20 protein-coding genes are annotated in these 21983 nt (G+C 74.0%); 6 read left to right on the top strand and 14 right to left on the bottom strand.

Translation table 11 applies throughout. The features are described from left to right. Positions 1-17: 17 nt before the first annotated feature. Both E4P43_RS02305 and E4P43_RS02300 read right to left on the bottom strand, forming a co-directional pair. Entirely contained in the window at positions 18-1058 is a 1041-nt protein-coding gene (locus tag E4P43_RS02305) for a YihY/virulence factor BrkB family protein (RefSeq protein ID WP_135143808.1), read from the bottom strand. 97 nt (positions 1059-1155) lie between these two features. Further along, positions 1156-2631, bottom strand: a complete 1476-nt coding sequence (locus E4P43_RS02300; RefSeq protein WP_135143807.1) for an MFS transporter — start codon at positions 2629-2631, stop codon at positions 1156-1158. Positions 2632-2828: 197 nt separating this feature from the next. Between E4P43_RS02300 and E4P43_RS19730 the strand changes: the two genes are divergently transcribed. After that, on the top strand, positions 2829-2993 hold the full coding sequence (locus tag E4P43_RS19730) for a hypothetical protein (RefSeq protein ID WP_167759023.1): 165 nt from the start codon (positions 2829-2831) through the stop codon (positions 2991-2993). 60 nt (positions 2994-3053) lie between these two features. Here E4P43_RS19730 and E4P43_RS02295 read toward each other — a convergent pair whose 3' ends face one another. From E4P43_RS02295 to E4P43_RS02280, 4 genes are all read right to left on the bottom strand, one after another. Then, a complete protein-coding gene (locus E4P43_RS02295; RefSeq protein WP_135143806.1) occupies positions 3054-4847 on the bottom strand; it encodes an acyl-CoA dehydrogenase in 1794 nt (597 codons plus the stop codon). Between the two features lie 33 nt (positions 4848-4880). After that, on the bottom strand, positions 4881-5393 hold the full coding sequence (locus tag E4P43_RS02290) for a hemerythrin domain-containing protein (protein WP_135143805.1): 513 nt from the start codon (positions 5391-5393) through the stop codon (positions 4881-4883). A gap of 122 nt (positions 5394-5515) precedes the next feature. After that, the gene (locus E4P43_RS02285; RefSeq protein WP_135143804.1) at positions 5516-7267 is read right to left on the bottom strand and encodes an MDR family MFS transporter; all 1752 of its coding nucleotides are present in this window, start codon (positions 7265-7267) and stop codon (positions 5516-5518) included. Further along, positions 7264-7797, bottom strand: coding sequence for a MarR family winged helix-turn-helix transcriptional regulator (locus E4P43_RS02280; protein WP_245158890.1), 534 nt, complete (start codon positions 7795-7797; stop codon positions 7264-7266). Before E4P43_RS02280 ends, E4P43_RS02285 begins: the two co-directional genes overlap by 4 nt. Before the next feature lie 176 nt (positions 7798-7973). On the opposite strand from E4P43_RS02280, the gene hrpA reads away from it, so the two are divergent. Continuing rightward, complete coding sequence (gene hrpA, locus E4P43_RS02275; protein ID WP_135143802.1) at positions 7974-11945, top strand: ATP-dependent RNA helicase HrpA; 3972 nt, start codon at positions 7974-7976, stop codon at positions 11943-11945. Here the strand turns inward: hrpA and E4P43_RS02270 are convergent. Next, a complete protein-coding gene (locus E4P43_RS02270) occupies positions 11942-12304 on the bottom strand; it encodes a hypothetical protein (protein WP_135143801.1) in 363 nt (120 codons plus the stop codon). The genes hrpA and E4P43_RS02270 overlap by 4 nt on opposite strands. A 213-nt stretch (positions 12305-12517) precedes the next feature. Between E4P43_RS02270 and E4P43_RS02265 the strand changes: the two genes are divergently transcribed. The 3 genes from E4P43_RS02265 to E4P43_RS02260 all read left to right on the top strand — a co-directional run bounded on the left by E4P43_RS02265 (position 12518) and on the right by E4P43_RS02260 (position 14616). Next, on the top strand, positions 12518-12907 hold the full coding sequence (locus E4P43_RS02265; RefSeq protein WP_135143800.1) for an ATP-binding protein: 390 nt from the start codon (positions 12518-12520) through the stop codon (positions 12905-12907). 98 nt (positions 12908-13005) lie between these two features. Then, on the top strand, positions 13006-13170 hold the full coding sequence (locus E4P43_RS19725; RefSeq protein WP_167759022.1) for a hypothetical protein: 165 nt from the start codon (positions 13006-13008) through the stop codon (positions 13168-13170). Positions 13171-13266: 96 nt separating this feature from the next. Continuing rightward, the gene (locus E4P43_RS02260; protein WP_135143799.1) at positions 13267-14616 is read left to right on the top strand and encodes a cytochrome P450; all 1350 of its coding nucleotides are present in this window, start codon (positions 13267-13269) and stop codon (positions 14614-14616) included. Between the two features lie 24 nt (positions 14617-14640). Here the strand turns inward: E4P43_RS02260 and E4P43_RS02255 are convergent, their stop codons facing one another. Next, a complete protein-coding gene (locus E4P43_RS02255; protein WP_135143798.1) occupies positions 14641-15945 on the bottom strand; it encodes a GTP-binding protein in 1305 nt (434 codons plus the stop codon). 92 nt (positions 15946-16037) lie between these two features. On the opposite strand from E4P43_RS02255, the gene E4P43_RS02250 reads away from it, so the two are divergent. Continuing rightward, on the top strand, positions 16038-16238 hold the full coding sequence (locus E4P43_RS02250; RefSeq protein WP_135143797.1) for a hypothetical protein: 201 nt from the start codon (positions 16038-16040) through the stop codon (positions 16236-16238). On the opposite strand, the gene cysD is transcribed toward E4P43_RS02250, so the two are convergent. The 6 genes from cysD to E4P43_RS02220 form a co-directional block, all read right to left on the bottom strand. Further along, positions 16229-17131: a sulfate adenylyltransferase subunit CysD gene (gene cysD, locus E4P43_RS02245; protein WP_348522071.1), complete on the bottom strand. Its 903-nt coding sequence runs from the start codon at positions 17129-17131 to the stop codon at positions 16229-16231. The genes E4P43_RS02250 and cysD overlap by 10 nt on opposite strands. 93 nt (positions 17132-17224) lie before the next feature. Further along, the gene (locus E4P43_RS02240; RefSeq protein WP_135143795.1) at positions 17225-17965 is read right to left on the bottom strand and encodes an inositol monophosphatase family protein; all 741 of its coding nucleotides are present in this window, start codon (positions 17963-17965) and stop codon (positions 17225-17227) included. Then, positions 17956-18678: a PaaI family thioesterase gene (locus E4P43_RS02235; protein ID WP_245158889.1), complete on the bottom strand. Its 723-nt coding sequence runs from the start codon at positions 18676-18678 to the stop codon at positions 17956-17958. Before E4P43_RS02235 ends, E4P43_RS02240 begins: the two co-directional genes overlap by 10 nt. 22 nt (positions 18679-18700) lie before the next feature. After that, positions 18701-20212, bottom strand: a complete 1512-nt coding sequence (locus E4P43_RS02230; protein WP_135143794.1) for a HAMP domain-containing sensor histidine kinase — start codon at positions 20210-20212, stop codon at positions 18701-18703. A gap of 48 nt (positions 20213-20260) precedes the next feature. After that, positions 20261-20989: a response regulator transcription factor gene (locus tag E4P43_RS02225; RefSeq protein ID WP_280790923.1), complete on the bottom strand. Its 729-nt coding sequence runs from the start codon at positions 20987-20989 to the stop codon at positions 20261-20263. A 121-nt stretch (positions 20990-21110) separates the two neighbouring features. Continuing rightward, the gene (locus E4P43_RS02220) at positions 21111-21905 is read right to left on the bottom strand and encodes a siderophore-interacting protein (RefSeq protein ID WP_135143792.1); all 795 of its coding nucleotides are present in this window, start codon (positions 21903-21905) and stop codon (positions 21111-21113) included. Positions 21906-21983: the final 78 nt, after the last annotated feature.

The raw sequence follows: 21983 nt of genomic DNA, 5'->3' as shown, positions 1-21983 counted from the left end.
CCCCTGGGGGACCCTGCTCAGGTCGTCTGCTTGTCCTTGGGCTCGGCGCGGGCGTCGAGCTGGATCTCCTTCTCGGCCCTCGGCACGCCGTCCTTGAGCTCCTTCGACCGCTCGATCTCGGCGTCGAGCTCGATGCCGAACAGCAGCGAGACGTTGATCAGCCAGAACCAGATCAGGAAGATCACGACGCCGGCGAGAGCGCCGTAGGTCTTGTTGTAGCTGCCGAAGTTGCTCACGTAGAAGGCGAACGCCGCCGAGGCGACGACCGCCACGAGGATCGCGACACCGGCACCCGGGCTCACCCACTTGAAGCCGCGCAGCTTCACGTTGGGCGTGGAGTAGTAGAGGACCGCGATCATCAGCGCCAGGACGACCAGGACGACCGGCCACTTGGCGATGTTCCAGATGGTCTGGCCGGTCTCGCCGACCCCGATGGCGGAGCCGATGGCGTCCACGACCGGGCCGCTGAGCACCAGCAGTGCCACGATGACCGCGGCGAACAGCACGCCGACCAGCGTCACCAGCAGCTGCAGGGGCTTGAGCTTCCAGACCTTGCGGCCTTCCGGCGTCTCGTAGACGACGTTGGCGGCGCGGGTGAAGGCCCCGACGTAGCCCGACGCCGACCAGATGGCGGCGGCGAGACCGATGACCAGGCCGAAGCCGGCGGTCGAGGTGTTGCCGGCGATCTGCTCGATCACGGGGTTCAGCGTGTCCGCGGCGCTCGCCGGGACCACCGTGGTCAGCGCGTCGCTGAGCTGCTGGGGCGTGGTGAGCAGCCCGACGATGGAGGTCAGCGCGATCAGCGCGGGGAACAGGGCCAGCACGCCGTAGTAGGTGAGAGCGGCGGCCCAGTCGGTGAGGTTGTCCTCGCTGAACTCCTTCAGCGTCCGCTTGAGCGTGCCTCCCACCTTGGGAGAGGGGTCCGCGCCGGTGGGCGCGAAGTCCGACCGGGTGCCGCTGACGTTGTCGTCGTCGGGCGCCGGGTCGGCTGCGGCGTGGTTGCCGTGGAAGCGGGTGTCCGCCGCGGTGCGGCTGGACGAGCCGGTGGCTCGGGCCATGAAGGTGTCCTCCGGTCGGCGAGGGCGGTCGTCCCCGGTGTTTCCCCGGACGATCCCGTTCCATGCCCGACGCGCCGACGACGGCGTGTCCCGGGGGTCAGCGCATCCCGGAGACCGGTGACCACTCGCCGGCCCCGGCCGTCGCCTCCTCGACGCCGGACAGCGGGTCCGGCCGGCGCGGAGGGCCCGACCGCAGCCCGACCAGCGCGACCACCACGACGACGGCGGAGGTGACCACCCCGACCAGGGCGAGGAGGGTGAACGCGATGGCCCTCGGGAGGCCGGTCGCGGGGTCGAGGGTGGCCGCGATCAGCGTGACCGCCACCGTGCTGCCGAGCGCCTGGCCGACGGACCGGGCGATGGAGTTCACCGCGTTGGCGACCCCGGTCTCGTCCTCGCGCACGGCCTGGACCACCAGCGCCGGCAGCGCCGCGTAGGCCACCGTCACCGACAGCTGGGTGAGCAGGCCGGCCGCGATCACCTGCCACGGCTCGCCACGGAGCCCGGCGAGCAGCCCGAAGCCGACGACGCCGCACGCCGCACCGGCCATCAGCGTGGGCAGCGCCCCGAACCGGCTGACCACGCGGCCGGCGAACGGGGCGACGACGATGCCCAGCACCCCGCCGGGCAGCAGGTAGACCACCGCGGCCTCCAGCACGCCGGCCCCGAACCCGTAGCCGGTGACCTCCGGCGGTGACTGGACGTACTGGAGGACAGCGAGGAACGAGGCGAACAGCGCGATCCCCGTCATCAGGCCGGCGACGTTCGGGATCACGGTGCGCCGGTCGGCGAGCATGGCGGGCCGCACCAGGGGCTCGGCGGTGCGCCGCTGCAGCAGCACCCACCCGGAGAGGACGACGGCGGAGCCGACGAGGCAGCCGATCGTGCCGGGGGAGGACCAGCCCCAGGTCGGCCCCTGCGACAGGGGGAGCAGCAGCAGGACCAGCCCGGCGCCGAGCACGACCGCGCCCCACCAGTCGATCCGGCCGGTCGCGGTGCCCGGGTGGCCCGGCAGCAGCCACGCCACGAGCGCGAGGGAGACCAGGCCGACGCCGAGCCCGACCCAGAAGGCGTGCCGGTAGTCGCCGTCGTCGCCGGTGAGCAGGCCGGTGGTCACGAGGCCGACCACGCCGCCGACCGCCAGGGTGCTGCTGACCACCGACATGGCCACGCTCAGCCGGCCCTCGGGGAGCTCGCGGCGCAGCACGCTGATCGACAGCGGGAACAGCCCGTAGGAGGCGCCCTGCAGCACGCGGGCCACCAGCAGCAGCGGCAGCGACTCGGTCACGATCGCCAGCAGCGTGCCGACGGAGACCGCGGCCAGGATGCCCAGGATGACCGGGCGCTCGCCGCGCAGGTCGCCCAGCCGGCCCAGGACCGGGGTGAGCACCGCGGCGGCCAGCAGGTTGGCGGTGAGCACCCAACCGGCCGCGCCGGGGGAGATGCCGAGCTGCTCCTCGATCCGCCCGAGCGAGGGCACGACGAGGCTCTGCAGCAGCGAGAGGGTGGTGACCCCGAGGGAGAGCGCGACGACCAGCACCACGGGACGGGTGGCGGGTGTGGGGTCGGGCACGGGTCGATCAGACCATGCCGCCGGGACGCCGCCTCCCTTGCGCTCGGCCACCCCTGGGTGTGCTTCCCGTCACACCTCGTTAGGTGAACAACAGGTTCGGACGATTGAGACACCGGTGATCGGGGGACAGAGTCCCTCGACGACGTACCGCCGCCCGTGACCCGGCGGTGGAAGAACAGCTTTGGGGGAGAGATCTGATGATGATGTGGCCGGCCGTGGCCCTGCTGGGGTTCCTGGTCCTGACGGCCCTGGTCATCGCGATGGGCACCCAGTCCACCGCTCGCTACGAGCAGGAGCAGCGTGCCGCTGCCCGCTCGGCCGGCGCCCGCACCGCCTCCGAGGCGGTCGGCGCGAGCGCGTAGCGCACCGAACAGCCGACGGCGCCCCGTCCTCCCTCGGGAGGGCGGGGCGCCGTCGTCCGTTCAGAGGACGTCGGCGGGGGTGTCCAGCACCGTGCGGTCGAGGGACTCCAGCAGGTCGAACCAGCCGCGGGTGCGGGGCAGCTCCCAGCGCCAGAAGTAGCGGGCCGCCGCCCGCTTCCCCTCGTAGAAGGCGCCCTCGCCGCTCTCGGCCGCGAGCGCCTGCTCCAGCCACAGCCAGGCCACCACGATGTGGCCCGCGGCCTCCAGGTAGACGTGCGAGTTGGCCAGCGCCAGGTCCGGGTCGCCGGTGCCCCACAGCGTCGCGGTGACCGCACCCATGCGCGCGACCGCGGCGTCGAGGTCGGCGGCGAAGCCGGCCCACTCGGTGCCGGCGGCCCGCGCCGTCGTCGCGCTGATCGTCTCGCCGAGCAGCGCCAGCCCGGCACCGCCCTGCATGACGACCTTGCGGCCCAGCAGGTCCAGGGACTGGATGCCCTGCGTGCCCTCGTGGATCGGGTTGAGCCGGTTGTCCCGGTAGAACTGCTCGACCGGGTAGTCGCGGGTGTAGCCGTAGCCGCCGTGCACCTGGATGGCCAGGTCGTTGGCGACCAGCCCCCACTGCGAGGGCCAGGCCTTCGCGACCGGGGTCAGCATGTCCAGCAGCAGGTGGGCCCGGTCGCGGTCCTCCTGCGACTCGGCGGTCTGCTCCTCGTCGACCAGCCGCGCGCAGTACAGCCCCAGGGCCATGCCGCCCTCGGCGTAGGACTTGGCGGCCAGCAGCATCCGGCGCACGTCGGTGTGCTCGATGATCGGGACCATCGGCGACGCGGGGTCCTTGCCCGCCGGGGGACGGCCCTGCGTGCGGGTCCGCGCGTACTCCAGCGCGTGCAGGTAGCCGGTGTAGGCCAGCACCGTCGCGCCCACGCCGACGCCGATCCGCGCCTCGTTCATCATGTGGAACATGTAGGTGAGGCCGCGGTGCGGCTCGCCCACCAGGTAGCCGACGGCGCCGGCCCGGCCGCCCGGGGTGTGCACGCCCTCCCCGAAGTTCAGCAGGGTGTTCGTCGTGCCCCGGTACCCCATCTTGTGGTTGAGGCCGGCCAGGACGACGTCGTTGCGCTCGCCCAGGGAGCCGTCGGGGTTGACCAGGAACTTCGGCACGATGAACAGCGAGATGCCCTTCACCCCGGGCGGACCACCGGGGATCTTGGCCAGCACCAGGTGCACGATGTTCTCGGTCAGCTCGTGGTCGCCGCCGGAGATCCACATCTTGTTGCCGGACAGCCGGTAGGTGCCGTCGTCCTGCGGCACGGCCTTGGTGGTGATGTCGGCCAGCGAGGAGCCCGCCTGCGGCTCCGACAGCGCCATCGTGCCGAACCAGCGGCCCTCGAGCTCGGGCCGCGCGAACGTGTCGATCTGCTGCTGGCTGCCGTGGGCCAGCAGCAGGCGGGCGTTGCCCATCGTGAGGAACGGGTAGGCCGAGGTGCCGACGTTGGCCGCCTTGAACCAGGCGAACACGGCCTGCCCGACGGTGTGCGGCAGCTGCATGCCGCCGTACTCCTCGTCGAACGAGCCGGCCATCAGGCCGGCGTCGGTGAAGACCTTCAGCGCCTTGGCCACCTCGGGGACGAGCACGGCCTTGCCGTCGACCATGTGCGGCTCGTTCTCGTCGGCCTTGCGGTTGTGCGGCGCGAAATGGTCCGCGGCGATCTGCTGGGCGAGGTCCATCACCGCGTCGAAGGTCTCGCGGGAGTGCTCGGTGAACCGCGGCCGCTTGGTCAGCGACTCGACGTCCAGCCACTCGTGCAGCAGGAAGTCCAGGTCACGGCGGGACAGGATCAGCGACGACTGCACGGGAGGACCTCCGGACGGCGGGCGAGAGCACCCTCACAGTAGGCGTCCCCCCGAAGCCTGGTCGCCGTCCCCGCCGGCCAGCGGTCCGAGGACGTCGGCGGGGTCGCCCGCCAGCTCCAGCGTCTCGAGGACGGCGAGCAGCCGGCGTTCCTCGTAGCGGAAGTGGGACTCCATGATCGCCTCGATGCCGGCCAGGTGGCGGTCCAGCTCCGCGGGCGGAGCTGCGCGGTCCACGGCTGCCTGCAGCCCGCCGAGCAGGTGGCCGATCATCGAGTGGTCCTGCTGCAGGTACCGCAGGGTCTCCCGCAGCTCCGGGTGCCGGGCGCCGACCGCCGGGAACAGGTCCCGGTCCTCGCCCTCGTGGTGCCCGGTGAGCGCGGTGCAGAAGCCGTGGCAGAACAGCAGCAGCTCGCGTGCCGCGGGCTCGGCCGGATCGCCGTCGGCGAGCGCGCGCCGTGTCAGCCGCAGCGCGGCGCGCATGCGCTCGTGGACCAGTCGCAGCTCGGTGCCCCAGGCGACCAGCCTGGCCGTGCCGCCCTCAGTCACGGGGCGGCGGAGGGGACGACGGTGTCACGTCGTGCTCCTTCGGTTCCACGCCTCCATGCCTGGCACGGTCTGCCACCGGCACGCGACGCTGGCCGGACCCTAGCGCGTCGCGGTGCCGGTGGTCAGCGGTTGGCGTCGCCGGGGCGGCCCACCGGCGGGGCCGTGGACGTCGGGGACGCTGCGCCGACCGCCTCCGTCGCCTGCTCGGCCGGGTCCTCGACGTCGTGCGTCGACGTGGCGCTCTGCTGGCGGGCCTGGATGCCGGACTTGTTGCTCAGCTCCAGCTGCGGCAGGAACAGGAACACGAAGAACCCGACCGCCACGACCACGGCGGCGATGAGGAAGACCAGGTCGATCGAGTCGGAGAACCCGGCCTTGAACGGCTGCGCCAGGAAGCCGGGCAGCTCCTGGATGAACGAGGTGTCCGACAGGTCGGTGCCGGCCTCCAGCCGGCCGCTCTGCACCGCCTGGGCCACCCGCGGGTCCTCCGCGGCCGCCGTCGCCACCCGGTCGCCGATGTCCTCGGGCAGCCGGGTGAACAGGATGGACAGGAAGGCCGCGGTGCCGATCGTGCCGCCCATCTGGCGGAAGAAGGTCACCGACGAGGTGGCCACGCCCATCTCCCGCGGGGAGACGGCGTTCTGCACGGCGAGGATGACCGGCTGGAAGTTGAAGCCCAGCCCCAGGCCGAGCAGCACCATGAAGGGCACGATCGCCCAGATCGAGGTGTCGGCGCCGACGACGAACGACATCGACAGCAGCGCGACGACCATCAGCGCGATCCCCACCAGCGGGAAGACCTTGTACTTCCCGGTCCTGGAGATCGCGATGCCCGAGCTCATCGCGCCGACCATGATCCCGGCGACGAGCGGGATCATCTGCAGGCCCGCGACGGTGGCGCTGGAGCCGTGGACGATCTGCAGGTACTGCGGGAGCAGCAGCAGGCCGCCGAACATGCCGGCGCCCATGACGACCGACCCGATGCCGCTGACGGCGAAGCTGCGGTTGGCGAACAGGCGCAGCGGCAGCAGCGCGTCGTCGCGGTAGGCCCGCTCGGCCAGCACGAACAGCACGAACCCGACCGCGCCGATGGCGTAGCAGGTCACCGCCCGCCCCGAGGTCCAGCCCCAGGTCCGGCCCTGCTCGGCGACGATCAGCAGCGGCACCAGGAAGGTGACCAGTGCCAGCGCGCCCGGCCAGTCGATGCGGTGGTCGCGGCGCTCGTGCGGCAGGTGCAGCACCCGCCACACGGCGGCGAAGGCGAGCACGCCCAGGGGCACGTTGATCCAGAAGATCCAGCGCCAGCCGTCCACGCCGACGATGGAGGCGTGGCCGGCGAAGAACCCGCCGATGACCGGGCCGAGCACGCTCGAGGTCCCGAAGACGGCCATGAAGTAGCCCTGGTACCGCGACCGCTCACGCGGCGGGACGATGTCGCCGATGATCGCCAGCGCCAGGGACATCAGGCCGCCGGCGCCGATGCCCTGGACCGCCCGGTAGGCGGCCAGCTGGTACATGGTGTCGGCGATGCCGCACAGCGCCGAGCCGACCACGAAGATCGCGATGGCGAAGAGGTAGAACGGCCGCCGTCCGTAGATGTCGGACAGCTTCCCGTAGAGCGGGGTGGCGATCGTCGAGGTGATGAGGAACGCCGTCGTCGCCCAGGCCTGGAGGTCGTAGCCCTGCAGGTCGTCGGCGATCGTCCGGATGGCGGTGGCCACCACCGTCTGGTCCAGCGCCGCCAGGAACATGGCGACCATCAGGCCGACCAGGATCGTGACGATCTGGCGGTGGGTGAACGCGCCGTCCGCGCCGCCGGCCGTGGAGGCGCCGTGCGGTGCGGGCCCGCCGGGCCGCTGGGTGGTCTGGCTCATGGGTTCTCCCCCGGGGGCGTGACGTCGGTGGGTGGTGCGGAGGTGGGCGCGGTTCCCGGGTAGCCGGGGAGGACGGCGGCGAGGTCGTCGAGGAACCGGCTCAGCAGGGCGGTCAGCGTGGCGACGTCGTCGTCGCTCCAGGCGGCCGTCACGGACGCGAGGTGGACCTCGCGCTCGTCGCGGAGCGCGACCAGCGCAGCGAGGCCCGCGTCGGTGATGACCAGCCGGCTGGCGCGGCCGTCGGCCTCGTCGGCGACGCGGCGGACCAGCCCGGCCTCGACCAGCGCGGCGACGTGCCGGCTGATCGTCGACGGGTCGGAGTGCACCAGGTCGGCCAGGGCCCCCTGGCGCAGCGGCCCGAGCCGGGCCAGCGGGTTGAGCAGCAGCAGGGCGGCGCGGTCGCGGGTCGGGCTGGACAGCCGCGTGCGTGCGGCCTGCACCAGCCGCAGGAACCGCGGCAGCTCCTCGGCCAGGGTGCGGATGTGCGCCGACCGCTCCGGGCCGGAGCCGGGCGGGGCGGACGTCGTCACGAAGGGCCTTCCGGAATCTGTGCAGAGTGCATGCCGTTGCATCAAGCAAACATCCTGGCGTGCGGCGGGCGCAATGTGACCTGGCCGACCGCCCCTCCCGGCCGGGCGCCACCGGCCGTGGCGGGTGGGATCCTTGACGCGACGCCCCCTGTACCCGCACCACCGGAGAGGAACCCGTGAGTTCTGAGCACCCCGACCCCCGGTCGCGGCGCGACGACCTCCGGGAACGCCTCGCAGGGCTGACCCTGGCCGACGAGCACCGGCTGCGGCGTCGGCTCGACGGGCTGCGCCGCACCCGCGACCCGCAGGCCCGCGACCGGCAGCGGGAGCGGATCGCCGCCGACGTCGCCGTCGCCGAGGAGCGCATCGCCCGCCGGCGGGCCGCCGTCCCGGTGGTCACCTACCCCGAGGAGCTCCCGGTCAGCGGGCGTCGCGACGACATCGCCGCCGCCCTGCGGGACGCGCAGGTGGTGGTGGTCGCCGGTGAGACGGGCTCGGGCAAGACGACCCAGCTGCCGAAGATCGCTCTCGAGCTCGGCCGTGGCGTGCGCGGGCGCATCGGGCACACGCAGCCGCGCCGGATCGCCGCGCGCAGCGTCGCGGAGCGGATCGCGGAGGAGCTGGGGACGCCCCTGGGCGAGGCCGTCGGCTACAAGATGCGCTTCAACGACCAGGTGTCGGACTCCACCCTGGTCAAGCTGATGACCGACGGCGTGCTCCTCGCCGAGATCGCGCACGACCGGCTGCTGCGGCAGTACGACACGATCATCCTCGACGAGGCCCACGAGCGGAGCCTGAACATCGACTTCCTGCTGGGCTACCTGGCCCAGCTGCTGCCGAGGCGCCCCGACCTCAAGCTCGTCATCACCTCGGCCACCATCGACGTCGAGCGGGTGGCCAAGCACTTCGGCGACGCCCCCGTCGTCGAGGTCAGCGGGCGGACCTACCCGGTGGAGGTCCGTTACCGGCCGGTCGTCGACCCGGACGACCCGGAGGCCGACGAGGACCGGGACCAGGTCACCGCCATCGTCGACGCCGTCGACGAGCTGGTGGCCGAGGGCCCGGGCGACATCCTGGTGTTCCTCGCCGGCGAGCGGGAGATCCGCGACACCCAGGACGCCCTCGCCGAGCGCGCGCACCCGGGCACCGAGATCGTCCCGCTCTACTCACGGCTGTCGGCCGCCGACCAGCACAGGGTCTTCGCCCCGCACACCGGACGGCGGATCGTGCTGTCGACCAACGTCGCCGAGACCTCGCTGACCGTGCCGGGCATCCGGTACGTGATCGACCCCGGGACGGCGCGGATCTCCCGCTACAGCCATCGCACGAAGGTGCAGCGGCTGCCGATCGAGCCGGTCAGCCAGGCCTCGGCCCGGCAGCGCTCGGGCCGCTGCGGGCGGCTGGGGCCGGGCATCGCGATCCGGCTCTACACGCAAGCGGACTTCGAGGCCCGGCCGGAGTTCACCGACCCCGAGATCCTGCGCACCAACCTCGCCTCGGTGCTGCTGCAGATGGCCGCGCTCGACCTCGGGGACGTCGCGGAGTTCCCCTTCGTCGACCCGCCGGACCGGCGCGCGGTCGCCGACGGGCTGGCGCTGCTCGAGGAGCTCGGCGCCCTGGGCGCCGACGGCGGGCTCACCGACACCGGCCGGGCGCTGGCGACCCTGCCGCTGGACCCGCGGCTGGCGCGGATGGTCGTCGAGGCCGACCGGCGCGGCGTGCTCGAGGAGGTGCTCGTCATCGCGGCGGGCCTGACGATCCAGGACCCCCGCGAGCGGCCCACCGAGCACCAGCAGGCCGCCGACCAGGCGCACGCGCGGTTCGCCGACGAGCACTCGGACTTCCTGGCGCTGCTCAACCTGTGGCGGTACCTGGAGGAGCAGCAGGACGCCCTGTCGGGCAACCAGTTCCGCCGCACGGTCAAGCGGGAGTTCCTGCACTACCTGCGCATCCGCGAGTGGCAGGACCTGCACGGCCAGCTGCGCGGCACGGCTCGGCGCCTGGGCATGGACCTGCGGGAGCCGGCGGCCGAGCCCGACGAGCGCGGCATCCACGCCGCGCTGCTCGCCGGCCTGCTCGGGAACGTGGGCCTGCAGGCGGAGCCGGTGAAGGGTCGCGACGGCAAGCCCGGCCGCCCCGGCCGCGAGTACCTCGGCACCCGTGGCACCCGCTTCGTCATCGCGCCGGGGACCCCGCTGGCGAAGAAGCCCCCGCGCTGGGTGGTCGCCGCCGAGATCGTGGAGACCAGCAGGCTGTTCGCCCGGACGGTCGCGCGGATCGACCCCGAGGACGTGGAGCGGCTCGCCGACCACCTGGTGAAGCGCCAGCACTCGGAGCCGCGCTGGGACGCCAAGCGGGGCAGCGTCGTGGCCACCGAGCGGGTCACGCTCTACGGGCTGCCGCTGGTCGTGGGCCGCCGGGTCCAGTACGGCTCCATCGACCCCGTCGTCTCCCGCGAGCTGTTCATCCGGCATGCGCTGGTGCAGGGGGAGTGGACCACCCACCATCGCTTCTGGGCCGACAACCAGCGGGCGATGGAGCGGGTCGCCGAGCTGGAGGAGCGGGCCCGGCGCCGCGACATCGGTGTCGACGACGAGACGCTGTTCGAGCTGTACGACGCCCGCATCCCGGCCGACGTCGTCTCCACCCGGCACTTCGACAGGTGGTGGAAGCGCGCGCGGCACGAGCAGCCGGACCTGCTGACCTTCACGCCCGAGATGCTGACCAACGCCGCGGCGGCGGCGCAGGTGCGGGCCGAGGACTACCCCGACGAGGTGCGGCTGGACGGCGGGACGGGCGGTCGCCTCACCCTTCCGCTTTCCTACGCCTTCGCCCCGGGCGCGAGCGAGGACGGCGTGACCGTCGACGTCCCCCTGGGCGTCCTCGACTCGGTGGTGCAGCGGACCTCCGGGGAGTCGCTGGCCTTCACCGTCCCGGGGCTGCGCGAGGAGCTGGTGACGGCGCTGCTGCGGACGCTGCCGAAGCAGTACCGCCGCGCCCTGGTGCCGATCCCCGACCGCGTGCGCGAGGTGCTGCCGCGCATCGACGCGGGGGAGCCGCTGCTGCCGGCGCTGGAGCGGGAGCTCCGCCGCGCGGTGGGCACGGTGATCCCGCCCGACGCCTGGCAGCCGGACCAGGTCCCCGGCCATCTGCGGGCGACCTTCCGCGTGCTGGACGACCAGCAGCGGACGCTGGCCACCGGCAAGGACCTCGTCGCGCTCAAGGCGCAGGTGGCGCCGCAGGCGCGGGCGAGCCTCGCGCGGGCGGCGTCGGAGCTCGAGCGCACCGGCTGCACCGCCTGGGAGTTCGGCTCGCTGCCCCGGACCGTGGAGGTCCGCCGCGGGGAGCACGTGGTCATCGCCTTCCCGGCGCTGGTCGACGAGGGCGCCACGGTCGGCGTCCGCGTCGTCCCGACCGAGGCCGAGGCCGACAGGCTCACCCGGCTCGGTGCCCGGCGGCTCCTCGTGCTGGTCGCCGGCTCGCCGGTCAAGCAGGTGGTGAAGGGGCTGGGCCCGGCGACGCGGCTGGCCCTGCAGTTCAACCCGGACGGCGAGATCCCGGACCTGGTCGCCGACTGCGCGGACGCAGCCGCCGACGAGCTGGTCGCCGCGGCCGGTGGCCCGCCCCGTGACGAGGCCGCCTTCGCCGCGCTCGTGGCGGCCGCCAAGGGGCAGCTGGCCCAGCTCACGGCCGACACGGTGCGGCGGGTCGAGGCGGTCCTCACCCAGGCCCGCGAGGTGGCGGTGGCCATCGGCGCGGCGCCGGGCAGGCGCGTCCCGGAGGCGGCGGTGACCGACCTCCGGCGGCAGATGACCGGTCTCCTGCACCGCGGCTTCGTCGCGGCGACGGGCCGCCGCCGGCTGCCCGACCTCGTCCGCTACCTCACCGCCATGCGCCACCGGCTGGAGAAGCTGCCGGCCAACGCCGCACGCGACCAGGTGGGCATGCAGCAGGTCGCCGCCGTCACCGAGGAGTACGAGCAACTGCGCCGCCAGGTGCCCTCCACCGGGGCGCCGGACGACCCCGTGGTCCGCGTGCGCTGGATGGTCGAGGAGCTCCGGGTCGCCCTCTTCGCGCAGGGGGTCGGCACCCCGCGTCCGGTCTCGGAGCAGCGGATCTACAAGGCGATCGACGCGATCCTGGGCTAGCCGGTGGGGTCGGTGCCCTTGAGCAGGGCCGAGATCCGCTGGCGGGTGACGCCGAACAGCGCGGCGATGCGGTTGATGCTCACCTGCTCCCGCTGTAGGGCCGCGGCCTCCTCCCGGCGCCAGGTGTGACCGGCGGTGGCCAGGGCCGACAGCACGGTGGAGATGCTCTCCACCACCAGGGGGCGCGCCTCGGCCGTCACCAGCTCCAGCCAGGGGCGCCCGGCCCGGCGGTCCGCGAGCAGCTGCACCGCTCGCACCCGGGCCCGCTGGAGCTCCTCGACCGACCGGTCGATCTCCTGCACGAGCGCCTCCAGCGCCCGGATCGCGGCGTCGTCGGAGGACGGCGGGGGCGTGCTCATGCGGTTCCTCTCGGTCGGCGCGGGGACGCGGACCGCGGCGGCGGGCACGATGTGTTGCACGCAACGGATGTGTCATGCAACGGGGGTTGCGCCCCGTCCCCCCATCGGGGAAAGTTGCGTGCAACCCAGTCGGGAAGAGGGTCCGGTCTGCCGATAAGGAGAACACGGGCACCCCAGGCCGCCACCGCCCGCCGGCAGAACGGATCCGAGACCATGTCCACGCTCACCGCCAGCCTCGACCTGCCGCCGACCGCCGCGAGCGTGCCGGTCGCGCGTCGGCTCGTGCGTGAGCTGCTCCAGGCGTGGGGCGCCCGCCAGGACCACGAGGACGCCGCGCTGCTGGTCACCGAGCTGGTGGCCAACGTGGTCGACCACGTGGGCGGCTCGGACTGCCTGACCCTCGAGGCCACCTACTCGGAGGACTGGCTGCGGCTGGCGGTCGTCGACTGCTCGCCCACCCGTCCGGCGTTCCAGCAGCTGGACACGCAGAGCGTCCGGGGCCGCGGCCTGCACATGGTCGAGGTGCTCGCCGACCGCTGGGGGTGCGAGGACCACCGCGGCGGCAAGCGCGTCTGGTTCGAGCTGCGGCCCGCGCGCCTCTGACCTCGGCTCGGGCCGGCGGCTGTGACGCGTCGCTGGTTTGCCGCGTCCCCCGAGCGGGGAGGCTCCTGGCAGGAGCGACCCACAGGAAGGGGACTGCGATGAGCGAGCCCAACACCCACGCGGCAGGCGAGGGGATCTCCGACGAGGAGATGATCGAGACCGTCGCCGGCCAGACCGACAGCGCGTCGGAGAACGCCGACGTCGCCGGCAAGGACTGGGACGGCGACCCGGGCGCCGCGCCCGCACCGACCGACGAGGCCTGAGCGCCCCGACGAGCCGGCGCACCGCCCCCGTCCCGCCCCGCGGGCCGGGGGCGGTGCCACGTCGGTCGCCGGTCGCCGGGCTGGCAGACTGCGGTGATGAGCGCCACAGCCGAGACGAGGCAGGGGCCCGCCGGCGCGGCCCTGGGACCGCTGGCCCGCCCCACCCGCACGGCGATGCGCTGGGCCGTGCGGCACGGGCTGCCGGCCGTCTACCTCTCCCGCAGCGCGCGGCGCGGTGACCCGGTGGGCCGGCTGATGCGCGACCGGGCGCTGCGCGAGCAGCCCTACGAGACCTACGAGCAGGTGCGCGCCCGCGGCCCGCTCAGCCCCAGCAGCCTCGGCTGGGTGACCACCGCGCACCCGGTCGCCCAGGAGGTTTTGCGCTCCGAGCAGTTCGGCGTCGGCTGGGACCGCTCCGCGGCGCCGAAGGTCATCCGCTGGGCCCTGGAGTTCGGTGACGACCCCGGGGCGGCCGGTGTCGCCGAGCCGCCGTCCATGCTGGTCGTGGACCCACCGGACCACACCCGGTTCCGCCGGCTGGTCAGCCGTGCCTTCACCCCGCGGGCGACGGCGGCGTTCGAGCCGGCCATCCGCCGCACCGCCGACGCCCTGCTGGACGACCTCGAGCGGCGCGAGGCCACCGTCGACCTCATCGGGACCTACGCCGCCCAGCTGCCCGTCCTCGTCATCGCGGAGCTGCTCGGGGTGCCCACCGAGCGGCGCGAGGACTTCCTCCGCTGGGGTGCCGCGGCCGCCGCCACCCTGGACCCCGGGCTCCCGCTGCGCCGGTACCTGGCCGCGGAGCGGGCGCTGCGGGCCATGCACGGCTTCCTCGACGAGCACTTCGCCCGGCTGCGCCGCGACCCGGGGGAGGACCTGGTGAGCCGGCTGGTCACGCTCCCGCCCGAGGAGGCGCTCACCGACCGCGAGCTGCACGCCACCGTGCTCCTGCTGCTGGGCGCCGGGTTCGAGACGACGGTCAACCTGCTCGGCAACGCCGTCGTCCTGCTCGACGCCCACCGCGACCAGTGGGACGGCCTGCGCGCCGACCCCGCCGGCTGGGACGGCGCGGTGGAGGAGGTGCTGCGGCTGGACAGCCCGGTGCAGCTGACCGGGCGGACGGCGAAGGCCGACGTGCAGCTGGGCGGGCGCACCGTGCGGGCCGGTACCCGCGTCACGCTGCTGCTGGGTGCGGCCAACCGGGACCCCGACGTCTTCCCCGACCCGTCGCGATTCGACGTGACCCGGGCCAACGCCCGCGAGCACCTGGCGTTCTCCGGTGGGATCCACTACTGCGTGGGCGCCGGCCTCGCGCGGCTGGAGGGCGTGGTGGGCCTGCGGGCGCTCAGCGAGCGGTTCCCGGAGCTGCGGGTGGCCGGCACGCCCGAACGCCGCGACCTGCAGACCCTGCGCGGCTTCGAGCGGCTCCCGGTCACCCTGCGCTAGGGGCCGTAATGGCCATGTCGGCCCTCAGGAGCCGGGGACGAGCATCCCGGCGCCGACGGTGGCGTTGGTGGCCTCGTCGATCAGGATGAAGCGGCCGGTGACGCGGTTGCGCGAGTAGTCGTCGACGAACAGCGGCTGGGTCGTGCGCAGCCTGACCCGGCCGATGTCGTTGAGCCCGAGCTCCCCGGCCTCCAGGTCGCGGTGCAGCGTGTTCACGTCGAGCCGGTACTGCAGCTCCTTCACCATCCCGCGCACCGTGCGGGTGGTGTGCTTGACCGCCAGCCGCTGGCGCGGGCGCAGCGGCTCGTCGGTCATCCAGCAGACGAGCGCGTCGAGGTCCTGGGTGGCGTGCGGGGCGTTGGCCGGGCGGCAGATCAGGTCGCCTCGCGAGACGTCGAGGTCGTCGGCGAGCCGGACGGTCACCGCCATCGGCGCGAAGGCCTCCTCGACCGGCCCGCGGGGGCCGTCGATGCCGGCGACCGTCGTCGTCAGGCCGCTGGGCAGCACCTGGACCTCGTCGCCCGGGCGGAGCACGCCGCTGGCGACCGTCCCGGCGTAGCCCCGGTAGTCGTGGTGCGCGTCGGACTGCGGCCGGATCACGTACTGCACCGGGAACCGGACGTCGACCAGGTTCCGGTCGCTGGCCACGTGCACGTGCTCGAGGTGGTGCAGCAGCGAGGGGCCGTCGTACCAGGGGGTGTTCTCCGAGCGGCGGACGACGTTGTCGCCGTGCAGCGCCGAGATCGGGACGACGGTGAGGTCGGGGACGTCGAGCTTGGCGGCGAAGACGCTGAACTCCTCGCGGATCGCCTCGAAGGTCTCCTCCGACCAGTCGACGAGGTCCATCTTGTTGACCGCGACCACCAGGTGCGGCACCCGCAGCAGCGACGCGAGGAAGGCGTGCCGGCGGCTCTGCTCGACCATGCCCTTGCGGGCGTCGACGAGCACGATGGCCAGGTCGGCGGTGGACGCCCCGGTCACCATGTTCCGCGTGTACTGCACGTGGCCGGGGGTGTCGGCCAGGATGAACGTGCGCCGCGGGGTGGCGAAGTAGCGGTAGGCGACGTCGATGGTGATGCCCTGCTCGCGCTCGGCGCGCAGGCCGTCGGTGAGCAGCGCGAGGTCGACGTAGTCGCCCTTGCTGGCGCGCTCGACCGCCTCGTACTGGTCCTCGAAGATCGCCTTGCTGTCGTACAGCAGCCGGCCGATGAGGGTGCTCTTCCCGTCGTCGACCGAGCCGGCGGTGGCGATCCGGATGATGTCCTTCCGGGCCACCGCGAGGTCGTGGGCCTGCTCGGCCTCGGGGGAGTGGACGTCGACGGGCTTCATCGGAGGTGGCCCTTCCTCTCCGGTCGGGGAGCTCGATGGCGCGGTGCGGCGGGGGCGGGGACGCTGGGGCGGACCGCCCGGGAAGGGGCCGCATGTTCGTCTTCGTGTTCGCGGCGCCCGCGTTCCTCGTGGTGGTGCTGGGCTACGTCGTCGGCCACGCCCTGTCGGGCCTCGTGGGCGCGCCCTCGGAGCCGGCCGGCTGGACGACGGGGCTGCTCGCGCTCCTCGTCGTCGCGCGCCTCGCGCTGCGTGCGTGGCGACGCCGGGGCGGCCGCGGAGGGCATCAGAAGTAGCCCTCCTTCTTGCGGTCCTCCATGGCTGCGTCGCTGACCTTGTCGTCGCCGCGCGTGGCGCCGCGCTCGGTCATGCGGGTCACGGCGATCTCGGCGATGACCTCGTCCACGGTGGTGGCCGTGGAGAGCACCGCGGCGGTCAGGTTCGCGTCGCCCACGGTCCGGTAGCGGACGCTCTCCCGGCGCACCTGCTCGCCCTCGCGCGCGGTGATGAACTCGTTGACCGCGTAGAGCATCCCCTGGCGCTCCACCACGTCGCGCTCCTGCGCGAGGTAGAGCGGGGGGATCGCGATCTGCTCGCGGGCGATGTACTGCCAGATGTCGAGCTCGGTCCAGTTCGACAGCGGGAAGACGCGGATGGACTCGCCGAGGTGGATCCGGCCGTTGTAGAGGTCCCAGATCTCGGGGCGCTGGTTCTTGGGGTCCCACTGGCCGAACTCGTCGCGGAAGGAGAACATCCGCTCCTTGGCGCGGGCCTTGTCCTCGTCGCGGCGGGCGCCGCCGAACAGCGCGGTGAAGCCGTGCTCCTCCACCGCGTCGAGCAGCACCGGCGTCTGGATCCGGTTGCGGGAGCCGTTCGGCTCCTCCTTGACCGTGCCGGCCGCGATGGCGTCGGGCACCGAGGCGACGACGAGCTGCACGCCCAGCTCGGCGACCCGCTTGTCGCGGAACTCCAGCACCTCGGGGAAGTTCAGCCCGGTGTCCACGTGCATGACCGGGAAGGGGATGCGGGCGGGCGCGAAGGCCTTGCGGGCCAGCTCCAGCATCACGATCGAGTCCTTGCCGCCGGAGAACAGCAGCACCGGCCGCTCGAGCTCGGCGACGACCTCGCGGATCACGTGGATGGACTCGGCCTCCAGCGTCTCCAGCTGGCTGAGCCGGTAGTCGGGCACCGTTGTGTGGCCGGTCATGCGCGCAGGCTCCGGGGATTCGACATCAGGGCGAGCAACCTCACCGGGAAGGTGCGGATTCCCCTCCAGTGTCCGCTATCGCCCGGAGCGCGCCGCAGCCAGCACCCGATCGGCGAGCTCCGGCCGGGTGACCACGAGGTCGGGCAGCGACGGGTCGGGGGCGTTGTAGACCAGCGGGGACCCGTCCAGCCGGCAGGTGACCAGGCCCGCCGCGCGCGCGATGGCGACCGGTGCGGCCGAGTCCCACTGGTACATCCCGCCGGAGTGCACGTAGGCGTCGACCTCGCCGCGCACGACCGCGAGCGTCTTGTAGCCGGCCGAGCCCAGGGGCACCAGCTCGCCGTCCAGGGCGGCGGCCACCGCCTCGGCCTCGGCCGGCGGGCGGGTGCGGCTGACGGCGATCCGGACCGGTCCGTCCGGCCGGGCGGGCAGCGCCGGCGCCGGGTCGGTCACGAGCACCTGGCCGTGGGCCGGCAGCGCCACGGCGGCGGTCACGAGCTCCCCGGCCGACCACAGCGCGACGTGCACGGCCCAGTCACCCCGCGCCGGGTCGGAGTACTCGCGGGTGCCGTCGAGCGGGTCGACGATCCACACGCGGGCCGCGTCCAGCCGGCGGGCGTCGTCCGCGGCCTCCTCGCTGAAGACGACGTCGTCCGGGCGCTCGGCGTTGAGGACGGCCAGGATCGCGCGCTGCGCGGCGGCGTCGCCGGCGTCGCCCAGCTCGCGTCCCGAGCGGCCGCCGGAGCGGAGGGGGAGCAGCGTCTCGGCGGCGGCCCGTGCCGCCGCGGACGCGACGGCGACGTCGGTCAGGCCCACTGCACCGAGGTCGCGTCGCCCGGCCGGCGCGGCGGGGCGTGGTTGCCCGAGGCGTCGGTGATCGTGCCGAAGTAGGCCTGGGCCTTCTCCGGCCGCGGCATCACGAAGATGCCCCGCGCCTCGACCAGGGGCTTCTCCGGCGTGGCCGCGAGCGCGATCGAGCCGGCGATGACCGACTTGCGGCCCTCGCTGCTCTCCACCCAGGCCCGGAGCACCAGCGGCGTCTCCAGCGGGAGCGGGCCGCGGTAGTCAAGCTCCAGGTGGGCGGTCATGCCCCACAGGCCGGCGGCACCGGCCGCGCTGCCCAGCAGCTGGTCCATGAACAGTGCGCTCATGCCGCCGTGCACGTAGCTGGGCGGGCCCTCGTAGGCGACGCCGAGGGTCACCTCCGCGACCACACCACCCTCCTCGCGGCGCACGATCAGCGGCGGCGCGATGGCGTTGCCGATGCCGACGACCGGGTTGAACACCCGGCGCCCCACCGACGGGTCGTCGAGGACGGGCAGCTGGGCGGCGGCGCGCCGGGACGCGCCCACCCGGGCGGTGGCCTCGCGCACGAGCTCGACGGCGGCGGCGATCTCCGCGGCCGGCACGGTGCTGACCACCGAGGCCTCGATGAGCTCGCGCAGCGCCGCCCCCAGATCGGTGGACGCCGCCATCAGGTCGGCGTCGTACGGGGTTCCGGCCGCGGGGGCGCCGTCGTTCGTGGTCACGCCCTGATGGTCGCAAGCCCGCTCACGCCGGCGTCGCGGCACCCCCGGTGGGGCCGCCGCGGGGCAGCCGCACCGTGACGCTCAGCCCGGCGCCCGGGGCGGTCTCGAGGCTGGCCGACCCGCCGTGGGCGGCGGCCAGCGAGGCGACGATGGACAGCCCCAGCCCGGTGCCGCCGGCCGCGCGGGTGCGGGAGGCGTCGGCCCGGTAGAACCGCTCGAACGCCCGGGCGGCGTCGGCCTCCGCCATGCCCGGCCCCTCGTCGGCGACCCGGAGCACGAGCACGTCCGGGTCGTCGGGTGCCTCCGCCACGGTGACGGTCACGCGGGTGCCGACCGGGGTGTGCGTCAGCGCGTTGGTGACCAGGTTGCCGACCACCTGGCGCAGGCGGCCCTCGTCGCCGACGACGACGGGGACGTCGGTGAGCGACTCGTCGAGGTGCAGGCTGATCGGGCGGTCGGGCTGGACGGCGCGCGCGTCGTGCACGGCATCGCCGGCGACGGCCGCCAGGTCCACCGGGCTGGTGGCCAGGGGTCGCTGCTGGTCCATGCGGGCCAGCAGCAGGAGGTCCTCGACGAGCAGCCCCATCCGGCCGCCCTCGGCCTCGATCCGCTGCATCAGCCGGGCGACGTCCTCCTCGGAGCGGACCGCGCCCTGCCGGTAGAGCTCGGCGAACCCGCGGATCGACGTCAGCGGGGTGCGCAGCTCGTGGCTGGCGTCGGCGACGAACCGCCGCATCCGCTGCTCGGAGCCGCGGGCCTGCTCCTCGGACGCCTGCTGGGCGCGGAACGCGCTCTCGATGCGGGCCAGCATGCCGTTGAGCGCGGTCGACAGCCTGCCCACCTCGGTGCGGTCGTTGCCCTCGGGCACCCGCCGGGACAGGTCGCCGGCGGCGATCGCACGGGCGGTGTCCTCCACCTGCGCCAGCGGCCGGAGGCTGTTGCGCACCAGGCCGTAGCCCGCGACGCCCAGGAGGGTGAGGACGACGAGGCCGACGACGACCTCGATCGCGACGAGCCGGCCGATGACCTGCTCGTCGCCGCGCAGGTCGCGGGCGAGCAGCGCCGTGTAGCCCTCCGGCAGCTCGACGGCGGCCACCCGCCAGGAGGTGCTGCGGTCCTCGGCCGGGACCGTGAACATGTGCGGCGGCTCGGGTCCCTCCGGCCCGCGGCGGTCCTCGTCGTCCCGGTCGGCGATCCGTGCGGCCAGCCGGCCGAGGTCGGGGCGCTGCTGCTCGTCGGCCGTCGGCCCGGCGAGGACCACCAGCTCCTCGCCACCCGGGGCCAGGCAGGCGAGGTAGTCGCTGGCCGGGTAGGCCTGCGCCCCGACGGTGCACTGGCGCAGCACCGAGACGCGCATTTCCGAGAGCCGGTCGGCGGTCAGGCGGAGCTGGGTGTCCTGCTGCTGGGTCAGGTAGCCGCGCAGCAGCGAGGTGGCGGCGAACCCGGTCGCCACGAGCGCGACGGAGACCAGCGCGACGAGCAGCGCCACCAGGGTGACCCGCAGGGGCACGCGGGGGCCCGGGGGCGGGGTCATGGCGTGCTGGTCATGGCGTGCGGGTCATGGCGTGCGGGGCATGGTCGGTCAGGACCCCCGCGGCAGGCGGAGCGTGTAGCCCACGCCGCGGATCGTCTGCAGCAGCCGAGGCTCGGTCGTGTCGATCTTGCGGCGCAGGTAGGAGATGTAGGACTCGACGACGTTGGCCTCGCCGTTGAAGTCGTAGTTCCACACGTGGTCCAGGATCTGCGCCTTGGACAGCACCCGCCCGGCGTTGGCCATCAGGTAGCGCAGCAGCTTGAACTCGGTGGGGGAGAGGCTGATGACCTCCCCGGCCTTGATGACCTCGTGCGTCTCCTCGTCCAGCTCGATGTCGGCGAAGCTCAGCCGCGGTGCCTCGGACGCCTTCTGCGCACCCGCCGTCCGCCGCAGCACCGCGCGGATCCGGGCGACGACCTCGTCCAGGCTGAACGGCTTGGTGACGTAGTCGTCACCGCCGAGCGTGAGGCCGGAGATCTTGTCCTCGGCGGCGTCGCGCGCGGTCAGGAACAGCACCGGGGTGTGCCGGCCGGACTCGCGCAGCCGGCGGACGACGCCGAAGCCGTCCAGGCCCGGCATCATCACGTCCAGCACCAGCAGGTCGGGGCGGAACGAGGTGGCCAGCTCCAGCGCCTGCTGCCCGTCGGCGGCCGTGGCGACCTCGAACCCGGCGTAGCGCAGGCTGGCCGAGAGCAGCTCGCGGATGTTCGGCTCGTCGTCCACGACGAGCAGGCGCGCCTCGGGGGCGGTGCTCCCGCCGGGCTGGTTGCCGGACACAGTTCCTCCGGTCGCGCGCGCCGCTGAGGTCGTCATGGTCCGAGTGTCGGTCCGCCGTCTGCGCCGGTACTGGACGCTACCTGTGAATCGGCTGGGAGGCGGGCCGCATCCCCGGGAGCGGTCACCCGGCGGGGGACATGGCCCGGCCGCGCCGCCAGTACCCGATCGCGTGGTGCTGCGCCCGCCCCAGCTTCCACCGGCCGCGCAGGTCGGCGCGGATGGCCCGGACGGCCGCCGACTCCGCGCCCACCCAGGCGAAGACGTCCTCGCCCGGCGGCCGCTCGAGCGCCGCCACGGCGTCCACCAGCAGGGTGCTCTCGCCCGGCGGCGTGCCGCCGCGGTGCAGCCAGTGCAGCTCGATCCCGGGGGGCCCGGCCAGGGGCTGCTCCTCCTCCGGCCCGGCGACCTCCACGAACGCGACCCCCGTCGTCCCCGGGGCGGCGGTGGCGAGCAGGCGGCTGATCGCGGGGAGGGACGTCTCGTCGCCGGCCAGCAGCAGCCACGCGGCGGGCCGCTCGGCCAGCGACGCCGCACCGGCGACCGCCAGCAGGGCGCCCGGACGGGCGGCGGCCGCCCAGGCAGCGGCGGGGCCGTCGCCGTGCAGGACGAAGTCGATGTCCACCTCGCCGGCCGCAGGGTCCTGCCGGCGCGCGGTGTAGCTGCGCAGCGCGACGCCGTGGCTGCCCTGCGGCCAGACGATCCGGCCGTCGCGCTGGATGCGCGGCCAGTCCGGCGACGGGTCGCCGACGCGGGGCACGAGCAGGTTCACCGTCGGGCCGGCGGCGGCCACGGCGGCGGGCTCGCCGGAGAGGGTCACGCGGCGCACGGAGGGGGTCACGTCGGTGACCGCGACGACGGTGAGGACGTCGACCGGTCGCAGTCCGTCGGTGAACACGGCGCCGTCAGGAGAGGTCACGTCGCTCCAGCCTAGGTGTGCGCCCGATGCCGGTGCCCGATGTGTGCCCTGCCGTCCCCGGGGGCACGGCAGGACCAG

This window comes from Blastococcus sp. TF02A-35 (genome assembly GCF_004571075.1).
In the GTDB taxonomy this organism is placed as follows: domain Bacteria; phylum Actinomycetota; class Actinomycetes; order Mycobacteriales; family Geodermatophilaceae; genus Blastococcus.
Note: the sequence above shows the minus strand (reverse complement) of the source record. Positions and strands in the feature narration are given on the sequence as shown.

What these genes read in the sequence shown, in the direction of transcription:
- E4P43_RS02270 (WP_135143801.1), bottom strand. Translation starts at nt 12,304, where the DNA reads ATGAGCACGCCCCCGCCGTCCTCCGACGACGCCGCGATCCGGGCGCTG.
- E4P43_RS19725 (WP_167759022.1), top strand. Translation starts at nt 13,006, where the DNA reads ATGAGCGAGCCCAACACCCACGCGGCAGGCGAGGGGATCTCCGACGAG.
- E4P43_RS02230 (WP_135143794.1), bottom strand. Translation starts at nt 20,212, where the DNA reads ATGACCCCGCCCCCGGGCCCCCGCGTGCCCCTGCGGGTCACCCTGGTG.
- E4P43_RS02250 (WP_135143797.1), top strand. Translation starts at nt 16,038, where the DNA reads ATGTTCGTCTTCGTGTTCGCGGCGCCCGCGTTCCTCGTGGTGGTGCTG.
- E4P43_RS02255 (WP_135143798.1), bottom strand. Translation starts at nt 15,945, where the DNA reads ATGAAGCCCGTCGACGTCCACTCCCCCGAGGCCGAGCAGGCCCACGAC.
- E4P43_RS02265 (WP_135143800.1), top strand. Translation starts at nt 12,518, where the DNA reads ATGTCCACGCTCACCGCCAGCCTCGACCTGCCGCCGACCGCCGCGAGC.
- E4P43_RS19730 (WP_167759023.1), top strand. Translation starts at nt 2,829, where the DNA reads ATGATGATGTGGCCGGCCGTGGCCCTGCTGGGGTTCCTGGTCCTGACG.
- E4P43_RS02285 (WP_135143804.1), bottom strand. Translation starts at nt 7,267, where the DNA reads ATGAGCCAGACCACCCAGCGGCCCGGCGGGCCCGCACCGCACGGCGCC.
- E4P43_RS02260 (WP_135143799.1), top strand. Translation starts at nt 13,267, where the DNA reads ATGAGCGCCACAGCCGAGACGAGGCAGGGGCCCGCCGGCGCGGCCCTG.
- E4P43_RS02305 (WP_135143808.1), bottom strand. Translation starts at nt 1,058, where the DNA reads ATGGCCCGAGCCACCGGCTCGTCCAGCCGCACCGCGGCGGACACCCGC.